19 protein-coding genes and 1 pseudogene are annotated in these 20,625 nt (G+C 51.5%); 16 read left to right on the top strand and 4 right to left on the bottom strand.

The window, feature by feature from the left end:
• Window positions 1-188: 188 nt before the first annotated feature.
• From RTY00_RS04025 to RTY00_RS03990, 8 genes and pseudogenes are all read left to right on the top strand, one after another.
• Window positions 189-464, top strand: coding sequence for a type II toxin-antitoxin system ParD family antitoxin (locus tag RTY00_RS04025; protein WP_312663484.1), 276 nt, complete (start codon window positions 189-191; stop codon window positions 462-464).
• 2 nt (window positions 465-466) lie between these two features.
• The gene (locus tag RTY00_RS04020) at window positions 467-781 is read left to right on the top strand and encodes a type II toxin-antitoxin system RelE/ParE family toxin (protein WP_312663483.1); all 315 of its coding nucleotides are present in this window, start codon (window positions 467-469) and stop codon (window positions 779-781) included.
• A gap of 1,082 nt (window positions 782-1,863) precedes the next feature.
• Complete coding sequence (locus tag RTY00_RS04015) at window positions 1,864-2,211, top strand: immunity 8 family protein (RefSeq protein ID WP_179452552.1); 348 nt, start codon at window positions 1,864-1,866, stop codon at window positions 2,209-2,211.
• A gap of 114 nt (window positions 2,212-2,325) precedes the next feature.
• The gene (locus RTY00_RS04010; RefSeq protein WP_312663482.1) at window positions 2,326-2,526 is read left to right on the top strand and encodes a hemagglutinin repeat-containing protein; all 201 of its coding nucleotides are present in this window, start codon (window positions 2,326-2,328) and stop codon (window positions 2,524-2,526) included.
• The gene (locus RTY00_RS04005) at window positions 2,495-2,923 is read left to right on the top strand and encodes a hypothetical protein (protein ID WP_312663481.1); all 429 of its coding nucleotides are present in this window, start codon (window positions 2,495-2,497) and stop codon (window positions 2,921-2,923) included. Before RTY00_RS04010 ends, RTY00_RS04005 begins: the two co-directional genes overlap by 32 nt.
• A 256-nt stretch (window positions 2,924-3,179) precedes the next feature.
• Window positions 3,180-3,539, top strand: a pseudogene (locus tag RTY00_RS24695) (hypothetical protein); the annotation flags it as partial.
• Window positions 3,540-3,547: 8 nt separating this feature from the next.
• Complete coding sequence (locus RTY00_RS03995; RefSeq protein WP_312663479.1) at window positions 3,548-3,949, top strand: hypothetical protein; 402 nt, start codon at window positions 3,548-3,550, stop codon at window positions 3,947-3,949.
• A gap of 17 nt (window positions 3,950-3,966) precedes the next feature.
• The gene (locus RTY00_RS03990; RefSeq protein WP_312663477.1) at window positions 3,967-4,569 is read left to right on the top strand and encodes a hypothetical protein; all 603 of its coding nucleotides are present in this window, start codon (window positions 3,967-3,969) and stop codon (window positions 4,567-4,569) included.
• A 266-nt stretch (window positions 4,570-4,835) separates the two neighbouring features.
• Here RTY00_RS03990 and RTY00_RS03985 read toward each other — a convergent pair whose 3' ends face one another.
• On the bottom strand, window positions 4,836-5,756 hold the full coding sequence (locus RTY00_RS03985) for a LysR family transcriptional regulator (protein ID WP_312663475.1): 921 nt from the start codon (window positions 5,754-5,756) through the stop codon (window positions 4,836-4,838).
• 111 nt (window positions 5,757-5,867) lie between these two features.
• Between RTY00_RS03985 and RTY00_RS03980 the strand changes: the two genes are divergently transcribed.
• The 6 genes from RTY00_RS03980 (at window position 5,868) to RTY00_RS03955 (ending at window position 15,131) form a co-directional block, all read left to right on the top strand.
• Window positions 5,868-7,010 carry a M20 family metallopeptidase gene (locus tag RTY00_RS03980; RefSeq protein ID WP_312663474.1) on the top strand — a complete coding sequence of 381 codons (1,143 nt, stop codon included), beginning with the start codon at window positions 5,868-5,870 and terminating at the stop codon, window positions 7,008-7,010.
• Complete coding sequence (locus RTY00_RS03975; protein ID WP_312663472.1) at window positions 6,997-8,397, top strand: Na+/H+ antiporter NhaC family protein; 1,401 nt, start codon at window positions 6,997-6,999, stop codon at window positions 8,395-8,397. Before RTY00_RS03980 ends, RTY00_RS03975 begins: the two co-directional genes overlap by 14 nt.
• 302 nt (window positions 8,398-8,699) lie before the next feature.
• Window positions 8,700-13,265 (top strand): autotransporter outer membrane beta-barrel domain-containing protein, encoded by a 4,566-nt coding sequence (locus RTY00_RS03970; RefSeq protein ID WP_312663471.1) that lies wholly within the window; start codon window positions 8,700-8,702, stop codon window positions 13,263-13,265.
• Between the two features lie 134 nt (window positions 13,266-13,399).
• Window positions 13,400-13,993, top strand: coding sequence for an NAD(P)H-dependent oxidoreductase (locus RTY00_RS03965; RefSeq protein ID WP_312663470.1), 594 nt, complete (start codon window positions 13,400-13,402; stop codon window positions 13,991-13,993).
• Window positions 13,990-14,565 (top strand): TetR/AcrR family transcriptional regulator, encoded by a 576-nt coding sequence (locus RTY00_RS03960; protein WP_312663469.1) that lies wholly within the window; start codon window positions 13,990-13,992, stop codon window positions 14,563-14,565. The genes RTY00_RS03965 and RTY00_RS03960 overlap by 4 nt, the downstream gene beginning before the upstream one ends.
• Before the next feature lie 17 nt (window positions 14,566-14,582).
• Window positions 14,583-15,131 (top strand): pyridoxamine 5'-phosphate oxidase family protein, encoded by a 549-nt coding sequence (locus RTY00_RS03955; RefSeq protein WP_312663467.1) that lies wholly within the window; start codon window positions 14,583-14,585, stop codon window positions 15,129-15,131.
• Here RTY00_RS03955 and RTY00_RS03950 read toward each other — a convergent pair whose 3' ends face one another.
• Complete coding sequence (locus RTY00_RS03950) at window positions 15,132-16,598, bottom strand: MFS transporter (protein ID WP_312663466.1); 1,467 nt, start codon at window positions 16,596-16,598, stop codon at window positions 15,132-15,134. It lies immediately after the preceding gene.
• 116 nt (window positions 16,599-16,714) lie between these two features.
• Between RTY00_RS03950 and ftrA the strand changes: the two genes are divergently transcribed.
• Window positions 16,715-17,719: a transcriptional regulator FtrA gene (ftrA, locus tag RTY00_RS03945; protein WP_312663465.1), complete on the top strand. Its 1,005-nt coding sequence runs from the start codon at window positions 16,715-16,717 to the stop codon at window positions 17,717-17,719.
• 68 nt (window positions 17,720-17,787) lie between these two features.
• Here the strand turns inward: ftrA and uraH are convergent, their stop codons facing one another.
• A complete protein-coding gene (gene uraH, locus RTY00_RS03940; RefSeq protein WP_312663485.1) occupies window positions 17,788-18,210 on the bottom strand; it encodes a hydroxyisourate hydrolase in 423 nt (140 codons plus the stop codon).
• Window positions 18,211-18,359: 149 nt separating this feature from the next.
• Window positions 18,360-19,376: a LacI family DNA-binding transcriptional regulator gene (locus RTY00_RS03935; protein WP_312663464.1), complete on the bottom strand. Its 1,017-nt coding sequence runs from the start codon at window positions 19,374-19,376 to the stop codon at window positions 18,360-18,362.
• 389 nt (window positions 19,377-19,765) lie between these two features.
• Here RTY00_RS03935 and RTY00_RS03930 point away from each other — a divergent pair, with 389 nt between their 5' ends.
• Window positions 19,766-20,485, top strand: coding sequence for a gluconate 2-dehydrogenase subunit 3 family protein (locus RTY00_RS03930; RefSeq protein ID WP_154156741.1), 720 nt, complete (start codon window positions 19,766-19,768; stop codon window positions 20,483-20,485).
• The last annotated feature ends 140 nt before the right edge of the window (window positions 20,486-20,625 follow it).

Below are 20,625 nucleotides of genomic sequence, written 5' to 3'. Positions count from 1 at the left end.
CGACGTCTCACCACGTTCTGTCCGCGCCAAAAATTCTCTCTGTCAGCTGCCTGTCTCCTGCTGCTGCGCTTAAGCACGTTGTTGAGGTAATGCCTGGCTAAAATCGAAGAAAACGAGGTAAAGATCACTGACAATGCCGAAAAAAGGAAGTAGGATTTAATCCTACTTAGCGGAGTGAAGGTGTTCCAATGAGAACAACACAGCAGATGAGTATCACGCTGCCGAATGAAATGGCGGCACAGGTGAAAGCACGCGTTGCCAGTGGCGAATATGCCTCAGAGAGTGAAGTTATCCGGGAAGGTCTGCGGGCGCTGATGGCTCGTGATAATGCGGTGGAACAATGGCTGCGGGAAAAGGTAGTACCGGCCTGGGAAGCACTGCAACGCGGTGAAACAGAAAGCCTCATTGGTAACGATATCAGGGACAGACTGAAAGCCGAGCACAGGAAGGCGACCGGAGAGTAACCATGGACTACAGGGTAGTATTCGCACCGGAAGCGGAAGAACAACTGGTGGAACTGTATCGGTACATCGCAAATGCGGCGACACCGGAAACGGCTCTGAGCTATACGGAAGGCGTTATCAGTTACTGTGAGTCTCTGGAGCGTTTTCCGCATCGGGGAAATCGCCGGGACGATATCCTGCCAGGGCTGAGAGTTACGAACTATCGCAAGAGAACAATCAACGCCTTTATGGTCCGAGATAAGACAGTGAGTGTTCTGGGTGTATGGCACGGCGGGCAGGATTACGAAAATGATCTGCTTAGCGATGAAGCGGACTGAGTGTCAGTGGCGCAGTAATGGGTTCGTCGGCTCTTTATAAGCATGATGTGTTCTATCCTGGGGTAGAGAGCCTTTGCATGGAGTGAGCAATCGTCTATTGCTTGGCGAATTATCATCTGCCCGGTTCGGTTTTGGTCAGAGTGAGCAAACACAAAATCGGTAACGGGTGCATCAGGTGAAGGGCAGCAGCAATCACAGCGGCAGCACTGATGTAATGCACGGCGGCTGATTATTCATAACAGTGGCAAAAAGCGCATCGGGGCAAAAAACTCTGCTCCCGGAAACGCACCGACAAAAATGTGCTGCAAACTGCTGACTGCACAGGGAAAAGCGGTGAGCGTCGGCTGACTCCGCAACGGAAGATATTGTTGTTGAGAATAATACGCTGACTCTTAAGCAGAACCAGTCACGCGCTCACGAAATGACACAGTGCAGGGGCAATTCTGACTGTGAAAAGAACGTCATTGAAAAGTATAAAAAGCTAAATGCAGAGCAGCATCAGAGTGTTATTGGATGCACAGGCGCTCAGGATTGTGTCAACAAAGCTAATGAAGTTAGCCAATTAATGACGGGTTATGCCAATCGCATAAACGAGTTAATGGCAAGCTAAGTGCAGAAGAACAGTACGAACTTTCAATCCTTCAGGTTACTTCAATTCAGCTGGAAGCGGATAGGTTGGCTGCTATTCACAATGCATTGATGTCGGGGACTCTCCAGAAGCGAAGCAGCTTGCTATAACCTCTCAAAGTGTTATCTGACTCTGTTGTTATAGGATGTAAGGGGACTGTTGTCATGGTATATACAGACCCAACGCTGGGCTATTAAGTAGAGTTTATGGATGCGAATGGTGAAACGTTATATGTTTTAACCGTGTATCCAGATGACATCTAATTGTTGGAGTAATATTATACTTTTATAAAGTAAATCCCGGCCAACTAAATGGGATTTATTTTAAGAACGAGTTTCTACAGCTTAACGTCATTTTAACTTGAGCACACTTGGGCTTGTTGTAATTAGACCCGACGACTGGAGATAGGAGTAAGATTGGTAATGATCATCTTTATATAGAATAGGAAATAAAAATGAAGGCTATTTTGAAAAGTATTTCAAATGACGATTTTGAATTGGATAATTTTCATCCGGAAAATGAGCAGTGTTTTTCTCTCCGGTTGTTATTGCGTATTGGAGGTGAAGATAGCTCTGGGGCAGACAACTTTGATCTCCGTATATGCACCCCGGAATGGCTCTGCAAGCACCTCTGGCTTCCGGAACTGATACGGCATACGCTTCTGGTACGTAAATACGATCTGGATGAAATTAAAAAAAACATCACAGGCTATATCGATCGGTGTGAAGGCAATGACTGGATGGAGATAGCACAAAAGCTCTCTCACTTTTTTGCTTGGGAATATGAAGACTATCAGTCTTAAATAAAATATCTCGAGGAATCGCGTCAAGATCGTTTTACCAGCCACTTACTCATTAGTAAGCCGGATAATCACTTATCTGAACGGTGAATATCCAAGGCAGCTGGCCGGTGGTAAATGGCCGCCAGCCAGAGCAGCGCTAAAGGCAACGGCAGCAGCGTTACCCACCACAACAGCGAAGTGACGGCAGCGGGCGACCTGACGGTGAAAGCGGGTCAGGGCGTCACGCTCAACGGCGCCAACCTGAACGGCAACCACGTGGACCTGGATGCAGGGCAGCGCCAGCATGAGCGGCAGCAAGATCTACAACGATTTTGATTTTGTACAGCAGCAGAGCGGCATCAGCGCGGGTGACGGTGGCTACAACATTTACGTCGGCAACCACACGCAGCTGGATGGCGCGGTCATTGCCTCCTCGGCGACGCCGGACAAAAACCACCTCAGCACCGGCACGCTCGGCTGGACGGATATTGAAAACCACGCTAACTCAGGCGCCAACGGCTTCAGCGTCGCCGTCAGCGGCAGCATGGGGAAACCACCACGCCGGCGTCTGACAGCTACATCAACAACATTCCGAAATCCGGGGAGCCCCAGCCGTCGGGTGGCAACTCGCTGCCTGTGGCCACGCTGCAGCAGACAAAGGACCGCGCAAGTTCGAGGACTTACAGCGCCATCTCACCTGGCACCATTGAGATCCGCAATCCAAAGCGAATGAAATGGGTGAACTGCAGACGGAGTATGCTAACCGTCTAAATGCTCTGGGAGAAAAAGCCAGGGAAAATGGTGGCTTGGATGCGGAAGACCGGCAAGAATGGATATACCTTAATGGTGTCCTACCCTCGCTGGAAGCTGATAGATCGGCAGCTATTAGGAATGCACTGGCATCAGGTGAATCGGCTGAAGCGAAACAGCTTGCCATAAATGAACTGGCTCAGGTGGTCGGGACAAGTGCAGCGGGGATTGCTGCAAGGATTGGTAAAAATAAAGGTGGTTCTCAGGCAACGAATAAGATTGAAACTATACTTCAGGCTGAGAAAAACTGGGAAACTGCCCGTAATAAAGCCATTGATATCGCGGGTAATTTAGGGCTCGACTCCAAAGCAGTTATTGGCCGACTGGAACTTAGTGGAAGAAATGGCAAAGTGATTGGGCGCCAATCAAATGATGGCAAAGTCGGTTGGCGAGTTGATTACGATCCTGATAAAGGAACGCATATTAATATTTGGGATTACTCTCTTGGTAAAGGTCCAGGTAAAGCAGTTAAACAAGTGATTCCCTTTGAAGGTAATGAAAAATCTTTTGAAACCATACTTAAACAGTTGAATAGGTAGTGTTAAAAATGACTATGTTTGATGAGTGCAGAGAAGCCCTGGGTTCGAGCTTTTACATGGTTCAGAAAGATAGTGAGAAAGAAGCGATTAACATTTTGCATGGCTTTCCTTTAGTAGGAGGGAGCATTTCATGGACTGAAATTGAGCATGTGGATTTATTTGAACCATATGAGATTTTGAATTTTTCAGGGTTGGCTGAAGATATGATTTATGTTTTGGCAGATGATGCTAGCATTCCCATATTCGCAACTAAGATTTCATCTTTCATTGAAAATATATATGATGTCATTTCACTTTCACCAAGGATCTTAATTTTTAATGATAAAGTAATTATTCAGCCACTTTTCCCTGATGATAAAATTAGACTCGGATTTAAAAAAACATCATCATTGGCTAATCTTCACCTCTAAATAAAAAGGATTTTTTAATGAATTTGGTGGCTGACCATAAAAAAATCCATGACTTCTTATTTAATGGTGAAGTCGATATTGCTGTATTCGTCTTAGATGGAAAGCATTACTATGTAATTGATAGTAAAGACAATTACTGTATAGATGTTAGACCAGAATATGATGCTTATATCCAGAATGGATGGTTGAAACCTGAACAACGTGATGATGCGTTAAACTCATTCAGGGGAGGGATCCCCTTGCTTGATAAAAATAATTTTTTTGAGTACATAAAAATAGCTGATGTAAAGTGCTTCACAAAATCATGGATGCATGCTTTTTTTATACACAACAAAACCAAAGAGGATTTATGTTCGTTCTATTCATATGTTGAATATTTTCTTTCAACCTCTAATGAAAAAGTTAGCCTTGAGTGGGATGAATGGAGATTACGGCTACCCAAAGTTTACATAAATTTTGATAAGAAAATTTATCAACATACTGATTGGGATAGAGATCATGAAAATCTGGTGCCATCGAATTGGAGCTTTCAAAAAAACAATATGTTTGGACTGCTCGTTCCCGATAAAGAGCAATATTGGATTATTGACGGAATGAATTTCTGGAAATTAAAAATTTAAAGAAATCATGTCTCGTTCAAACGTAAAAATAATTTCTCGATATTCATAAGAATTAATAATAAAAGGTATGGGGATCACCTCAATAGCACTGTGAGTGCCGCACCACCAATTGGTTAAACAATTGGGAAAAAATCCAAGTGATCCGAATTCATCACGGTTACAAATGGTTATAATAATGCCCAAGTGCTACCTAGAGAGCAAAATCGGCAGAAATTAAATAAAGGGTAAGCTAATTATTATTAAATTTGTAATCAAATAAGCAGCGATTAAACCGCACCCGCCGTACCTTCAAAAAACGCCACCAGCAATTGCCATAAATGCTGCGCGGCGGGCGTGAAGCGGTGGTCGGCGCTGCGTAATAAGTGGCATTGGCTTTCGCGGGCGATGCGATGGTGAATCGGCACGGCGACTAAGTTCTTGGCGATGAGGTCGTCTTCAACCACTTTGGCGGTCATAAACGCGATGCCCATGCCGGCCTGGCTCAAGGCGATGGCGCTGGAAAACAGATTACAGCTATAAGCCGGGCTGAATATAAATCCTTCCTGACTGAACATGGCATTCATATAACTTTGAATGCCAAAATTTTTGTCCATACCAATCAACGAATAATTAACCAGTTCGGCCACTTCAATTTGCGGGAATTCCGCGATTGGGTGTTGGCTGTGCACCACCGCACAGATGGGTCCGCGGTGAAAACTCAAACACTTCAGGCCGGGAGGGCCAATCGGGCCAAAACCCACCGCCATATCAACGTCGCCTTTGGCAATTAGCGACACGGTGGTTTGCATATCGCCCGACAGGATATCGATAAACACGTCGGGATAAGTTCGCGAAAACGGCTGCAATACATGCCTGACGACTTCATCCACCATGCCCTGACCGACGCGTAATTTGATCGAGCCACCGCGTTTATGGCGTAGATCTTTTAATTGACGATCCAACTGGCTGCGGCGCTGATGGGTGTGCGCGTAATCTTCAGCCAATAACTTGCCGGCTTCGGTCAGCACCACATTGCGGCCACGTCGCTCCAGCAGCGGCAACTGCATCTCCCGCGCCAGTTGCGATAACTGACGGCTGATGGCGGCGGGATCAACATCCAGGGCTTCCGCCGCGCGACGAATACCGCCGTAATTGCCCACTTCATACAGATACCTTATGGATTTTTCTGGATAGAGCAGCATCGCCATAGGTTTTTCCTATCTGTTGATCTGAGGTCAACAATAATAACCTTTTATCTCCATTTTTTAAGCGCATTTTTATCTCCATACTCGAAGATTCACTATGCGAGGGCAGTACAAATGAAAACTATAAAAAATTACCTGCAACAACATGCCGATGAAATTCTTCTGGATATCAAGGAATTGGTCGCAGCGGAATCTCCATCAATGAACAAAGCCGCCGTGGATCGTTGTGGCGAAGTCTTACAAGCGCTGTTTGCCAAACGTTTGGGCGTGGCAGCAGAGATTGATGAGCAGCCGCACTACGGTAATCATTTGAAGTTCACGCTGGGAAGCGGTGATGAGCAAACCGTGTTACTCGGGCATTTCGATACCGTCTGGGATGAAGGCGAGTTGGTGATGCGTGAAGAAGACGGCAAGCTTTACGGTCCTGGCGTGCTGGATATGAAGGCCGGTCTGGTGCAGGCCATCTGGGCGGTACGCGCGTTACAACAGCACGACTTGCTGGCGGGCAAACGCATCGTGTTTCTCTGCGGCAGCGATGAGGAAGTCGGTAGCCCAAGCTCCAGCGCCTGGTTATCGCAGCACGCGCTGGGATCGGCGCAAGTGCTGGTAGTTGAGCCTGCGGTAGCGGGATCGGGCGCACTGAAAACAGCGCGCAAAGGTACCGGACAATATGAAATCACCATTAACGGATTAGCAGCGCACGCTGGGAACAATCCCGAAGAGGGCATCAGCGCGGTACAAGAAATGGCGCATCAGATCATGTTCTTGCACAGCCTAAATGCGCCAGAACGCGGCACCACCGTCAACGTGGGAATCGCGCGTGGCGGCAACCGCATCAATGTGGTGGCGGATAAAGCGGTGTTAGGCATTGATACGCGCGTTACCAGCGAAGCAGAAGCCGAGCGCATTCACGCCGAGATCAGCCAGATCACGCCACATTTAGCTGGCATCACGCTGGATATTAGCGGCGCACAATCACGTCCGCCAATGCGACAAACACCGGAATCATTGGTGTTGATGAAGCGTGCGCAGCAGGTTGCCGAGCAGTTAGGCTTTACCGTGGAAGGCAAAGCGGTTGGCGGCGGCAGCGACGGCAATTTCACTGCCGCTCTGGGCATTCCAACTTTGGATGGTTTGGGCGCAACCGGCGCGGGTATTCATGCACGTCATGAACATATCATTATTGCCGATATTGCTCCGCGCGCGGCGCTGGTGGCGGGCTTGATCCTCGGAGGTGATGCGCATGTCTCAGGTTAATGTGGAGAAAAATACGCTGCGCCAACCGCCAGCAGCAAAAACCGAGCAAAGTCCTTATCTGCTGCTGTTTATTATTTTGGTGCTGGCGGCAGTGGCGACCTGGATTATTCCGGCGGGCAAGTTTGATCATGAAACCCGGAATGGCATTACTTTCGCCATCAAGGGAAGTTTGCATGAAGTCGCGCGTTCGGGCGTTTATCCCGGCGAAATCTTTATGGCGATTGTACAAGGGGTGATCAAAGCCGCGCCGATCATTTTCCTGATTTTGTTTACCGGCGGGTTATTAGCGGTTATCGAATCGACGGGTGCTATTGCTACGGCGCTTAATTCTCTGTCGCGCAGTACCAAAATTAGCGATACGCGCATTATCATTATTTTTGGTGTGATATTCGCCATTCTCGGCACCACTGGCGTGGTGCAAAACTCGGTAGTGGCGTTTGTGCCGATTGGTTTATTAGTGGCGCGTTCGTTAGGTTTATCGCCAATGATTGGTATGGCATTGGTGTATTTAACCTGTGCCGCCGGTTTTAACGTTGCGGTATTAGGTCCAGCCACTACCGGCTTAACCCAACATCTGGCGCAGTTACCGCTGTTCTCCGGCATGTTGTTGCGCGGCATCACCTGTTTATTGTTCGTGTTAACGGTGATGACCTATTTGATTATCTCGGTGAAACGCGCGCGGAATAATGGTGAAGTGCGAATAGAACAAACTGCGCAGAATGATGAATCACTGGCGATTACTGGTCGGCATAAACTGATTCTGATCACCTGCGCCGCAACGTTGATTGTATTTATGATTGGCACGGTGCAATTGCATTGGGCCACCAATGAAATGTCGGCGATGTTTATAATTCTGTCGATTATGGTCGGCATGACTGGTCGCATGTCGGGTTCTGCCATTGCCAACACCTTCCTTACGGGTTGCTCGCAATTGGTAAAAGGCGGCTTCATTGTGGGTATGGCTGGCGCGATTTCCGTGGTGCTGCAACAGGGCAATATTCTTGATCCGATTGTTGGCTTCCTGTCTGATTTACTGGCGCCGGTTCATCCCGCCATTGCGGCGGTGGGCATGTTTATCAGCGCGGCGTTGATGCATTTCGGTATTTCATCCGGTTCCGGTGAATCCGCTTTGCTGATCCCGATCTTCTCGCCGCTCGGCGATAACCTCGGTTTAACCCGTCAGGTGACGGTGCAAACGGTGTTGCTGGGTGAAGGTATCGTCAACTCCATCAGCCCAACGTCTGGCGTGTTAATGGCAGCATTGGCCACCGCCAATATCTCTTTCGGCAAATGGATTAAATTCGTTGCGCCGGTAGTGGCGATTTGGTTTGCCATTTGTGTTGTCACCTTATTAATTGGTGTGGCGATCAACTGGGGACCATTCTAATAAATCGTAAGAAGCCACTTAATGGTGGCTTCTTATTTTTATAGTGTTGTTAACACGATCAACATCCTTTCCGCTATTTCAGTCCCACGAATAATTGTATTCAATCCCCGACCTTTTCTTAAAGTTATCTAATCATCGCCATTTGGCTTAAGTCGCACTGGAACTGTCTCGCGTAAAGTGATGTTATTGCCGCGTCGCAGAGTTTCTTTACGTTCAATTACACAAATTAATATTAGCCAAACCCATTGCTGGCGATGTCTTTACGCATCGCGGCAGCGTTGCATGCTTCTCTGGAGTGAACGATGATGTTTCGATTGCATCCGCTGTTTATTAGCCTTATTGCCGCTTACGGTGTGTTTAATCCGGCTTCGCCAGTTTGGGCGGCGACCCTTCAGCCTTTTACGCCGGAATTAAATGACAACCGCGCCGGGGTGTTTTGTATTTGTAATGGCTCTACCCAAACATTAAGTGGTAATCAGCGTTTTGCGCCCGGTCAGGACGGCGGTGGCACCATATCCATCGGACAATTGCTCAGCAGCGGCAGAATTATTTCGTATTCCTGGCAAGATTCAGGTCGCGTCGATCTGGGCGCGCAGAATTATGTGATTAACGTGCCGGACGCCAATGGCAGCGGCAATAATAGCGTGCAGGTATATAATTCCGCCGCGATTAGCGCCATTGAAACCAATACCTTGCCGAATTTTTATAACGTTAATAATGGGCAATATATCAACGCGCGCGTGGCGCAGGTCAGCAATGGCACCATCAATGTTGATATCGGGCAGAAAGGCGCTGCGACCACCGCCAGCACCAACGGCTGGTCGATGGCGGCAAAACAGAGCGAGTTATTTACCGCCAGCGGCAGCGGCACCATGAACTGGAACTCCGCCAACCGCATCTCATTTTTTGGCTCCTACACGCCTTACACCTATCAACTCGGGCAATGGTTCGACAATGTGGTTTCCTGGCGCGGCGCGTTTAGCGTCACTACGCTGGACAACGCCACCACTTCATTCAACGTGTCCAACGTCAGCAGCTTGCAGAGCTACAACAATTGGCTGATTGAGCAATTGCAAAACGGCAACTTGGCCGCCGACAGCTACAGCAGCGAGTTCAATAAAGCGCTCTCCTTACGCAGCGATGTCATCGCCTATGTGATTGATGCCGACGAATACTACGACGAAGTGACGCAGCCGATTGGCGAGCGCATTGTGTTAAGCGCCGATGGCCCTAATGCCAGGGCAACCATTGGTAGCAGCGGCGTTCTGGAAGTGGTAAACGCCAGCAGCGCGGCGATGCGTGCCAGCAACGGCGCGACGGCGGTAATTGACGGCAAACTGGCCAGCGTTGGCAGCAACGCACTGGAACTGTTGAACGGCAGCACCGGCATTAACAACGGCGTCATCAACAGCGGCTTTTTCAATAATGCCGATGGCAACGGCGTTGATGCTTCGACGGTTGGCGCGGGCGGCACCGGCGTGTATGCCAACGGTGGCAGCCGCTTTACCAATAATGGCGTGATTAATACCGCGATTAACAGCACCGGCATCCGGCTTGAGGATGCCAGCGGTGAGAATAACGGCACCATCAATGTGAAAGGCAAGGGCGCGACGGGCGTTGCCGTTTCTGGCAGCCAGGCCAATTTTGCCCAGAACGGCAGAATCAATTTGTATGGCGAAAATGCGGTTGGTGTTGATGTGCGCGACGACGCCAGATTAACCATCAGCGATGCCAGTTCACTGAATTTCTACGCGCCGAATCAAACCGGTTATCAAGCCACCAACTATGCGCACATCGATAGCAACGGCGGCAGTTATGATGTCGCCACGCCGGGTTCAGCGCTGTATCGCCTGAGTGATGGTGTGATCTTCAATCCGGTGGTGGCTGCCGATGTGACGTTGAGCGGTGCTAACACGCGCGGCATTGTCGCGTCAGGAGCCGGTTCAAGATTATACGGTACCACCTTATACGGCACCGACAGCTATCACGTTAATGGCGAAGGGGCGATTGCGGTGCAGAGCTCGGAGGGTGCAGACGTGACCATCACCAACCCGATTGAGCTGAATGGCAACAATACCATTGCGGGCACCGGGCAAGGCGGATTCTTCGCCAACGTGGCGCCGATCACCGGCAACGGAGCCAACGCTACTGCCTTTGATATCAGCGATGGTGTGATCTATCAGTCAACGCCGCGCGGCACCATAAATCTCAGCGGGCCAAACAGCATCGGCGTACGCATTCGCGGCGGCGGAAATATCTTTGACGGATCCAGCACCAACATTGCGTCGGGCGTCGCGCTGGACACCGCTGAAGGTAATACCGTTTATTGGACCGATCACAGCGGATTGAGTGCGGGCGGCATCGCCGCAGTGCGCGTTGGCAATAACGGCGGGCTGACGATAAATGGCGATACTGCCGGGCCGAATTTTTACTACAGCACCATCAACGCCAATGCGGGTGCAGACACCATTTTGCTGGATAAAGGCGCAGCATCGTTAACCGCCAGCAATATCGGACTCTACAATTCCGGCGGCGGCACTGTACTGAACAACCGCGCGGAAACCAGCAATATTTCGCTGCAAGATGTCGGGATGAATACCGATGGCGGCACCTTGATTCGCTCCGCGACCTCATTCGATCCCAACGGTTATATGCTGGGTACGGTGAGTGGCGCAGGCGCGACGGGCTACGTGTTCAGCAAAGAAGATGGTTCCACCACTAGCAACGATTTGATCATCCCACAAGGTTACAGCTTCTTTGTCTATGGCCCGGCAACTGGCGTGCGTGCCAACACCACCGGGCGGGTGATCGCCAACGGTAATATCATCGTTAACAGTTCTGATGGCGGCTCGGCGATTGTCACCAGCACCGCCAGCGAGGTGATCAACCGTGGCACCATCGTTTCGCTCAGCCTGGTTTCGCCAATTATCGATCTGCGTGGCGGCAACTCGGTATTTATCAATGAAGGCAACGTCACCGCGCCTTACCCGGAAACGGTAGTGGTCGCGGGTGGTGCGACCAATGACCAGATTGCGCTGGTCGATGGCAACGTGGTGGGCGATGTGAACACCGGCAACGGTACCGACGTGGTCGAACTCACCGGCGGAACCATTGACGGCAGCGTAACGATGGGAACCGGTGCTAACAATGTGGCGACGATTGCCAACGTCAGCCTGGCAAACACGCGCCACATTACCACCGCAGGCGGCAGTGGCAGCACGCTGAATTTTAGCGAGATCAACGCGCGCGGGGGTTCGTTCAATAACGATGATCTGACGCGCGGCGTCAACCTCGGCGCGGGCTGGAGCACCATCAACTTCTACAACACGCAATTTACCCTTACCGACAATCTGAAGCTGGCGCACAGCACCATCAATGTAGATAGCGGCTCAACGCTGTTTGTCGGCGATCAGGTCAATCCGGTGTTGTCGGGCGAAACCGATGATTCGCTGGTGGTGAATAACGCCGGTACGTTGGATCTCACCAACGGCGGCGGCGCGGCGGGCAACACGTTGACCATCAACGGTGATTTGGCGTCGGCGGGCGGCAAGCTGGCGTTGCGGACGCAGGGCACGCAAAGCGACACGTTACGCGTTAACGGCAACGTTACCGGCACTACCTTTATCAATGATGCGCTGAGTGCTGCCACGCTGGCGGATAGTAATCGAGATGGTGTGATCTCCGCCAATGAAGGTGTTTCTCTGGTGCAGGTTGCTGGTAGCGCCAGCGCCAATAGCTTTGCGCTGCAACGAGGTTATGTCGCCGCAGGGCCGTGGCAATACGGGCTTTACAGCTTTGCTCCCGCGAATGGCAATACAACCTGGGATTATCGTCTGGCTAATAACTACGTTTGTGAGGATGGTTCCCTTTGCCAGCCGCAGACAGCAGGCAGCGGCGCGGTGCGCCCGGCGGTCATTCCACAGCTTCCTTCGTACATTTCGGCGCCGGTCGGATTGGCGTATTACACCCTGGCAACCATGGGTGATTTGCATCAACGCCTGGGCGAATTGCGGCAGAATCCAGACGGATCAGCGGAAATGTTCATCCGTTATTCCGGCTCAAACCAGAAGTACAAAACTAACCTTGATACGGCGCATTACGGTTACGACTTTGACCTCGATTACAGTGCGGTGCAGTTCGGCGGCAACCTACTGCGATTGGACGGCGAGCAAGACAGCCTGCGGGGCGGCCTGGCTTACACGCGCGGCAATGCACGCATCCGACCGAATGCAGCTGATGGTTACAGCTCAACCGATTTCGACAGCGACAGCCTGGCAATTTACGGCACCTGGCAGCGCGAAAGTGGCTTCTATCTGGATGGCGCGCTTTCTCTCGATTGGCATCGTGGCGACACCGATATCGCGCGACAGAAAGAGGTGGCGAAGTTGAAAGGCAAAGGCTGGACCGCATCGCTGGAGAGTGGTTATCCGTTCCAGCTGGCGAACGGCATTCGTCTTGAGCCGCAAGCGCAACTGCTGCATCTGCATTTGAAGATGGATGACTTCACCGACGACGATCAAACCAAAGTCTCTTACGACGATTATGACCAAACCATTGGCCGCGTCGGCGCACGTCTGGCGCGTACCTGGCAAGACAGCGGCAGCGGGCAATATACGCCGTATCTGCGCACTAACTACTATCGCGGTTGGGGCGGCACGGCGAAAGTGAATGTCGGTGCCAGCAACAGCGACGTCAGCGAGAGCTTCAACAGCGGCAAGTTCGGCCAGATGTGGGATGCCGGCATCGGCGGCAATGCGGCTTTCACCAATAATGTCTCACTGTATGCCGAAGCCAATTATCGCAAAGAAATCGACGGCAACGGCGTGCAAGGCTGGAATTACAACGCGGGCGTACGCTGGGTGTTTTGATAAAACGGTTACCCTCACAAGCCTGCCGGTTTAGTTGACGGCGGGCTTTTTTACATGTTGCGAGCGCGGTAAAATTGACAACCTACCAATGGTAAGTTACTACTAGTAGCTTAATCATGACGGAGGTTGTCGCTATGCATGCTCTGATTGTTACTGCTCATCCAGATCCCAACTCCTATACTCATCACCTTGTTTCTCAGGTGGCACAAGGTATTGCTGCTGGCGGCCACAGCTATGAAATTGCCGATCTGGCGGCGGAGCAGTTTGATCCGCGCTTCAATCAGGCCGATGTTGATCAGTTCAAAAGTGCTGCGCCGTCGCCTGCCGATGTTGTGGCTGAACAGCAACGTCTGGATCGCGCCGATGCGCTGGTGCTGGTTTATCCGATTTACTGGTGGTCGTTCCCGGCGCAGCTCAAAGGCTGGATCGATCGCGTTTTCACCCAAGGTTGGGCGTACGATGATGACGGCCAAACCGTGGTGAAAAAGCTCGGCCATTTGCAGGTGCATCTGCTGGCGCTGGGCGCGGCAAGTCAGCGCACCTATGTGCGTCGCGGCTATTTCAGCAGCATGCGTACACAAATTGACGAAGGGATATTTGGCTACTGCGGCGCGCCGGTGCTGACCAGCGAATTGCTACTGCCAAGCGATGAAAATTATCCCGACGCGCATTACACGCTGGCCCATCAACTTGGACAGCGACTTTTTAACCTGAAGGAATCGGCATGAATCAACCCACTCGCCAGCGCCTGTCGCATCAGGCACGTCGTCAGCAACTGATTGGCGTGGCGTGGAATCTGGTGCGCGAGCAGGGCAGCGATGCGCTGACGTTAGGGCGCGTGGCGGAAGAGGCGGGCGTCAGTAAACCGGTGGTCTACGATCATTTTGGTACGCGCCACGGTCTGCTCGCGGCGCTGTATGAAGATTTCGATCTGCGCCAGAACGCGATTATCGAGGCGGCAATGAATGCCGCCGGTGCCAGCCTTGTTGAGCGGGCTAACGTGGTGGCGTCGAGTTACGTTGATTGCGTGTTGACGCAGGGACGTGAAATCCCTGATGTGCTGTCAGCGCTTGATAGCTCGCCGGAGCTGGCGGAAGTGAAGCGCAAGTACCAGCTCGATTTTATTGAAAAATTTCGTGGCTGGTTTGCTGAAGCAACGCTGCCGCAAGCCAGTATGTGGGGAATGTTAGGCGCTGCCGATGCGATTTCTAATGCGGTGGTAGGTGGCGATATCAGCCAGCAGCAAGGATTAGCGGAACTTCAGGCGCTGATTCTGGCGCTGGTGGATCGTCACCAGTAACCGAACAGGAGCAACAGATGTCATTATGCGAGATTGATACCGCTTGCTGGCAACAACTGGAAACCGGCGCACGCGAGCCTGATTCTGGGTTTCACTTCTTAACGCTCGCATCCGTTGATCTACAGGGCAAGCCGCAGGCGAGAACGCTGGTGCTGCGCGCGGTTGACCGCATACAACGCACGCTGGAGTTTCACACTGATATGCGCAGCGCGAAATGGCAGGCGCTGGCGGTGAATCCAGAGGTTTCGGTGTTGGGTTACAGCGCGAAAACTCAACTGCGGTTGCAAGGCACGGTCGAATTGCACGCCGCGCACAGCGCAGTAGCTGAAGCGGCGTGGCAACGATTATCGCACCGCACGCAGCAAACCTATGCTGGCGCTGCGCCGGGAAGCGATATTGGCAGCCCATCCAGCAACATAGGCAACGCTGAGGATAATTTCGGCGTCTTGATTATCCAAATTAACCAGCTGGATTGGTGCCTGCTAGCGCGCGAAAACAATCAAAGAGCGTTACTGAATTACCGCTCAGACGGAGCACTCACCAGCAGCAAATGGGTGCATCCGTAGCTAAGGCGTACATTGTTCCTGCGCCTTGCGACGAACGTTAAACAGCAGATAACTCGCCAGCGCCAATCCCCACACGCCCGCCGCGCCATACAACAACACGCCGGAAAAACCGTCGGTCAGCACCTGCGCGGCAATAGCGTGGGTCAGTGAAACCTCGCCGCCGCCAGCGATGCGCTCGGCCAGCGCCTGCACATCATTTTCACCCGGCATAAGACGTTGCAGACTCGCCGCAATGCCTGCCACCAGCAAGCTGCCCATCAGCGCGATATTAATGGCAAGCGTAATCAGGCGCGCGCTGATATCGATGCCAGACGCCATACCAACGCGATTACCCGGCACCGATCCGGTTGTGGTGTTGGTGACTGGCGTGTTGGTCAGCCCGAGCGCGATGCCAGAGAGCAGCGCGCCCGGCAGTAAACTCATCTGCTGCGCGGCGGCAAACTTCATCAGCATAAAGCCCGCGCCAATGGTGAATAATCCCAGCGGGATCATGCGCGCCGCGCCAAAGCGCACCACCAATTTCTCGCCAAGCGGCGGCATCAGCAAGGTCGGCAAAGTGTAAGCCAGCAGCGCCAAACCGGTTGCCATGCTGCTGTAGCCAAGCCCGCTCTGATAATAGACCGGCAGATAAATCATCAGCGGCCAGAAGCTGAAGTTCATGCCAATCGAGCCCATTAGCGCCCCGGAAAAGGCGCGGATGCGGAACACCGAGAAATCAAACATCGGGTGTGGATGACGCTTCTCAACCCATACAAACAGCAGCGCGCTGAGCAGCGTAACCAGCAAAATAAGCTGTGCCGCCATGCTGCTCCAGCCGAGACTGCTGCCCTGCGTGATGAGGTAGGTTGCGCCGACCACGCTAATCGACAAAGTGATCAGGCCGCCAAGATCGAGCTTTTTGGCTTCAGAGTCACGTGATTCCACCACATTTTTCAGCGCGAGGATCAGCGTCAGCAACGCGATAAAGCCGTGCACCAGAAACACCCATTGCCAGCTAAACCAGGCGACCAGCATGCCGCCGATGATCGGGCCGAATCCCAGCCCAAAACCAAAGGTAATGCCCCACGCGGCGAACGCACGACTGCGCGCTTTTCCCTGTGGAAACTGGAATGACAAAATGGCGATCAGGCAGGTTAACATTGCGCCACCGCTTAATCCTTGCAGCAAACGTCCGACGATCAGCCACCACGCATTTCCCGCCAGCCCGCACATCACCGACGTTACGCCGAAGGCGATAATGCTGATGATGAAGATACGTTTGCGTCCATAAGTGTCTGCAAGCGTGCCGGTTGCCATTAATACGGCGGTGCAAGCCAGCGTGTAGGCGTTCATGATCCACTGCAGCTCGCGGAAACTGGCGTGCATCTCTTTTTCCAGCACCGGCAAAATCACCGGTACACTCGATATCTCCAGCCCCGACATCAGTGCGGCCAGACAAACCGCCATCAGCGCCAACATGTTCTTCATACTCATTCCCTGCGATACGTTAAGAGCGTGCCAGCATGAAAGATTGGCGTGACAGTGGAAATCTGCCCGCATGCCATATATCGTCAAGATCGTGCCAATTTCTCCGGTGACCTTTAATGCAAATGATTGCTCCGTTACATGCCCGTTCGCCTGCACCCTTCAACCGTCGCATGGTTCTGCTGGCGTATGAATGCCTGTGTACCTTTGAATTCGGCACGGCGGTTGAGGCCTTTGGGCGCGTCGACGACGAGTTCGGCCAGCCTTTATATGATTTGAGCGTGGCGTCGGTAGAAGAGGGCGTGTTCGGCGCGCAAGGCGGCTTGCGATTGGTGGTCGACGGCGGACTTGAGCTGCTGGACGAGGCGGGCACCATCGTGATTCCCGGCTGGCGCAGCGTGCATGAACCGGCATCGGATGCGCTTATCGCTGCATTACAAAAAGCACACCGCAACGGCACGCGTATCGTTTCGATCTGCGCAGGCAGTTTCGTGTTGGGCGCTGCCGGTTTGCTGGATGGTAAACGCGCTACCGCACACTGGAACAGCACCGAGATTCTGGCGCAACGCTTCCCGCAGGTGCAGGTTGAACATGGCATGATTTATGTCGATGAGGGCAGCATCATTACATCAGCGGGTGGCGCAGCGGGCGTGGATTTGTGTCTGCATCTGATTCGTCGCGATTATGGCATCGAAGTGGCAAACCGCACCGCGCGCCGTATGGTGACGCCGCCGCTGCGTGAAGGGAACCAGGCGCAGCTGATTCAGCAGCCAGTGCCGCAGCGTGCGGCAAAGAATCTTTCGCCGCTGCTCGATGATTTACGCAATCACCTCAATACGCCGCTGGTGATTGATCAGCTCGCCAGACAAGCCGGCATGAGCCGCCGCACTTTTTTGCGCCGCTTCCATGACGCTACCGGCACCACGCCGGGAGAATGGATGTTGAGCGTACGGCTGGAAAAAGCCTGCGCACTGCTGGAGAGCGGCAAGCTGAGCATTGATCAGGTTGCCGAGCAGGCGGGCTTTGGATCGCCGGAAACCTTGCGCCATCACTTCAGACAGCGGCTGAATACCACGCCGACGCATTGGCGCAAGGCATTTAACGAAAGAGGGATAACGCTTTAATTCTGCCAGGTGCGCATAAATGCTCACCCTACGAAAACCTGTCACCATTCATGGCGACCGTTTTATATTTAATTTCCGCGATAAGTCGAATAACCAAACGGACTCAACAGCAGCGGAATATGGTAATGCTCACCGTTGCTTTCCATATTGAACTCGACCGGAATTTCCGGGAAGAAGGTTTTCTGATTGTTCATTTTGTAATAATCACCGGTTTTAAATACTACGCGATAGCTGCCTGCGCTGGCGGTTTTATCTTCCGGGAATAACGCGCTGATTCTGCCATTGCTGTCGGTTTTGCCGCTGGCTAATTTCACCCAGTTATTATTCTGTTTCTGATCGAGTTCAACCTCAATACCCGCTGTCGGTGAGCCTGTCTGCAGGTTCAATACATGCACGCTGAGCGGATTTTTTGGTGCTGCCGGTTGTGCTGCTCCCGCTGACAGGCTGGTAGCAATCAGGATAGCGCTGACTGAGGTAAAGAGAGTTTTCATTAAAATATCCATTTTTAGCAAGTGAATGTGCTGCAATGGTAGAGTCTTAAATATCAAAAGCGTAATCCATAAGACTAAATGTGAAATTTCCCAGATTAAAATAATCGGCGCACCAAATATGCTGAAAATATGAACGGCGCTGGTGATCATTACGCCATGTTTTCCGCCGTCACAATACGTAATTCAACGCGTCCATCCTGATAAATATCTGGCTGATAACCGGTCTCAAGATGGCGAATTAATAAATCGGTGGAGATCACCGCATGCTGGCGTGCATTTTGATCAAGCGTGTAGGACAACGTTCCCTGTTGTAGCAGCAGGCGCGTGACATCATAGAGTTCGTGGGTGATATAACAGCAATCAGCGAGCTGCTGTTGCTGCAATAACGCACTTATATCGCTGTTGTTATCACCAGAATTATATAAGCCAACCACGTTGTCTGCTTGCAGCAGTGTTTGCTTAAGCAGGGCACGAATTTTATGACGCTCATCTTCTCCGGCCAACACTTCACGTAAGCGCAGCCAGGGAGCACGTTGTGTCAGTGCATCGCGAAAACCAGCAATACGTTGAATATGCGCGCTGAAATCAAAACGACCGCTGACCATAATGACATCACCCGGCGTTTTCATGCTTTTACTCATCAGTAAACCGGCGGTTCTTCCGGCCTGATATTGATTGATGCCAACATGACAAAAACGCTGCGCGCCAGGTAAGTCGGAAACCAACGTAATCACAGGAATGCCTTTTTCATGGCAATGCAATAATGCCTGGTGAATAACCGGATAATCGTGACCGTAAACAATTATACCGTCGCGCAACTCACTACTTTTTTTTATCTTTTCCGCCAGTTTTTCTGGAGGGTTTTCATTGACCAGCGTGCGGAATAATTTAATTTTACGGTAGCCCAAACGATCGGCTATTTGCGCAAACTCATCGGCCAGTTGCTGAAAAAACCAGGTTCCGTTGCTGCTTAAAAACACTTCGATTTGCCACGGATGCTGAGTATCATCCGGCAGCAGGCGCTGCAATCCCGCCTGACGTGCGGCACGTAGCACCTTGCGTACCGTTTCAGGACGCACGCCGCCGCGTTCATTCAACACGCGATCAACCGTTGCAATACCCACGCCCGCTAACTCGGCCACTTTAATTAAGGTAAGCTTCTTCATTTATACTTAATGGCCTCAGCATGCAATACAGTTAATATATTCAATTATATTTTGTGACAGACAGATACTTAACTGTTGCGAGACGAAACTTCAGTATACGCATTGTCGCTTATCAAACGGTAAATAATCAATGATGGGAAACCATCAAGAAAAACCTTTTAAACCTCAGGGTAAGAAATTATTCTTTGTGACGTAGTTAACATTTTATTAACTCTATGATTTACCTGTAAAGATGCTTACCTCGTTGTTTATCTGATAATAAAAACTGCCTAACGGGCACGCACGGGATTGATTCAAGAAACCTTTTATATGGCTAATTAATCGCCAGGCACAAATACGTCCGTTATTTGTCCTGGTTTGCAATGTGAACATTTATTGGCAGGGAACCTATGAAACGCAGAGAATTTCTCACTTCCATCACCGCGTTGGGAGTCGCTTCCACCATCCCCACGCTAACCCAGGCTGAAGTCGTTAATGGCGGACAGCCCTGGGAACCCGGCAAAGTTCAAACTCCTCCCGCACCACCGCGCAAAGGCGGCCTGCAATATCTCACCCAACATGAATTCGCTACCGTCGGTGCCATCGCCGAGCGCTTTATCCCGGCGGATGAAACCAGCCTGAGCGGTAAAGAAGCCGGTTGCGCCATCTTCATTGATCGCCAGTTAGCCGGTGATTACGGCAATGCCGTGGCAATTTACCGTCTTGGCAAGTTCGTTAAAGGCACGCCGGAGCAAGGTCCGCAATCTCCGCTAACGCCCGCGCAGCGTTATCGGCTGGGCATTGCCGCGCTGGATAAAGCCACACAGCAGCAATATGGCCAGGATTTCGTCTCGTTGAGCGGTGAACAGCAGGATCAGGTGCTGACCGCGATGGAGAAAAACAGCCTTGATTTAGGTGAAGAGGTTGAAACCAAGGTGTTCTTCGAGCTGCTGCTGCAAAACGTGCGTGAAGGTTTTCTCGCCGATCCGATTTACGGCGGCAATAAGGACATGACCAGTTGGAAGATGATTGGTTTCCCAGGCGCGCGATATGACTTCCGCGATCTGCTGCCGAAGAAAGGGCAGAAGCTCAACATCATCCCGACCAGCCTGATCGACAACACCCTTTAATTTTTAGCCTTAGCTGAGTAATAACAACATGAATAACGTCCGTCCAAAAGCTGATGTCGCCATCGTCGGTCTAGGTTGGTGCGGTTCTTTGATCGCCGAAGAGCTTACCCGCGCCGGTTTGAATGTCGTTGCCATTGAAC

The sequence above is a fragment of the Pantoea sp. CTOTU49201 genome, from assembly GCF_032054795.1.
Classification (GTDB): domain Bacteria; phylum Pseudomonadota; class Gammaproteobacteria; order Enterobacterales; family Enterobacteriaceae; genus Pantoea; species Pantoea symbiotica.
Note: the sequence above shows the minus strand (reverse complement) of the source record. Positions and strands in the feature narration are given on the sequence as shown.

Excerpts from the sequence above, each read along its gene's own strand:
- RTY00_RS04025 (WP_312663484.1), top strand. The coding sequence starts at position 189 with ATGAGAACAACACAGCAGATGAGTATCACGCTGCCGAATGAAATGGCG.
- RTY00_RS04020 (WP_312663483.1), top strand. The coding sequence starts at position 467 with ATGGACTACAGGGTAGTATTCGCACCGGAAGCGGAAGAACAACTGGTG.
- RTY00_RS04015 (WP_179452552.1), top strand. The coding sequence starts at position 1,864 with ATGAAGGCTATTTTGAAAAGTATTTCAAATGACGATTTTGAATTGGAT.
- RTY00_RS04010 (WP_312663482.1), top strand. The coding sequence starts at position 2,326 with ATGGCCGCCAGCCAGAGCAGCGCTAAAGGCAACGGCAGCAGCGTTACC.
- RTY00_RS04005 (WP_312663481.1), top strand. The coding sequence starts at position 2,495 with ATGAGCGGCAGCAAGATCTACAACGATTTTGATTTTGTACAGCAGCAG.
- RTY00_RS03995 (WP_312663479.1), top strand. The coding sequence starts at position 3,548 with ATGACTATGTTTGATGAGTGCAGAGAAGCCCTGGGTTCGAGCTTTTAC.
- RTY00_RS03990 (WP_312663477.1), top strand. The coding sequence starts at position 3,967 with ATGAATTTGGTGGCTGACCATAAAAAAATCCATGACTTCTTATTTAAT.
- RTY00_RS03985 (WP_312663475.1), bottom strand. The coding sequence starts at position 5,756 with ATGGCGATGCTGCTCTATCCAGAAAAATCCATAAGGTATCTGTATGAA.
- RTY00_RS03980 (WP_312663474.1), top strand. The coding sequence starts at position 5,868 with ATGAAAACTATAAAAAATTACCTGCAACAACATGCCGATGAAATTCTT.
- RTY00_RS03975 (WP_312663472.1), top strand. The coding sequence starts at position 6,997 with ATGTCTCAGGTTAATGTGGAGAAAAATACGCTGCGCCAACCGCCAGCA.
- RTY00_RS03970 (WP_312663471.1), top strand. The coding sequence starts at position 8,700 with ATGATGTTTCGATTGCATCCGCTGTTTATTAGCCTTATTGCCGCTTAC.
- RTY00_RS03965 (WP_312663470.1), top strand. The coding sequence starts at position 13,400 with ATGCATGCTCTGATTGTTACTGCTCATCCAGATCCCAACTCCTATACT.
- RTY00_RS03960 (WP_312663469.1), top strand. The coding sequence starts at position 13,990 with ATGAATCAACCCACTCGCCAGCGCCTGTCGCATCAGGCACGTCGTCAG.
- RTY00_RS03955 (WP_312663467.1), top strand. The coding sequence starts at position 14,583 with ATGTCATTATGCGAGATTGATACCGCTTGCTGGCAACAACTGGAAACC.
- RTY00_RS03950 (WP_312663466.1), bottom strand. The coding sequence starts at position 16,598 with ATGAAGAACATGTTGGCGCTGATGGCGGTTTGTCTGGCCGCACTGATG.
- ftrA (WP_312663465.1), top strand. The coding sequence starts at position 16,715 with ATGCAAATGATTGCTCCGTTACATGCCCGTTCGCCTGCACCCTTCAAC.
- uraH (WP_312663485.1), bottom strand. The coding sequence starts at position 18,210 with ATGAAAACTCTCTTTACCTCAGTCAGCGCTATCCTGATTGCTACCAGC.
- RTY00_RS03935 (WP_312663464.1), bottom strand. The coding sequence starts at position 19,376 with ATGAAGAAGCTTACCTTAATTAAAGTGGCCGAGTTAGCGGGCGTGGGT.
- RTY00_RS03930 (WP_154156741.1), top strand. The coding sequence starts at position 19,766 with ATGAAACGCAGAGAATTTCTCACTTCCATCACCGCGTTGGGAGTCGCT.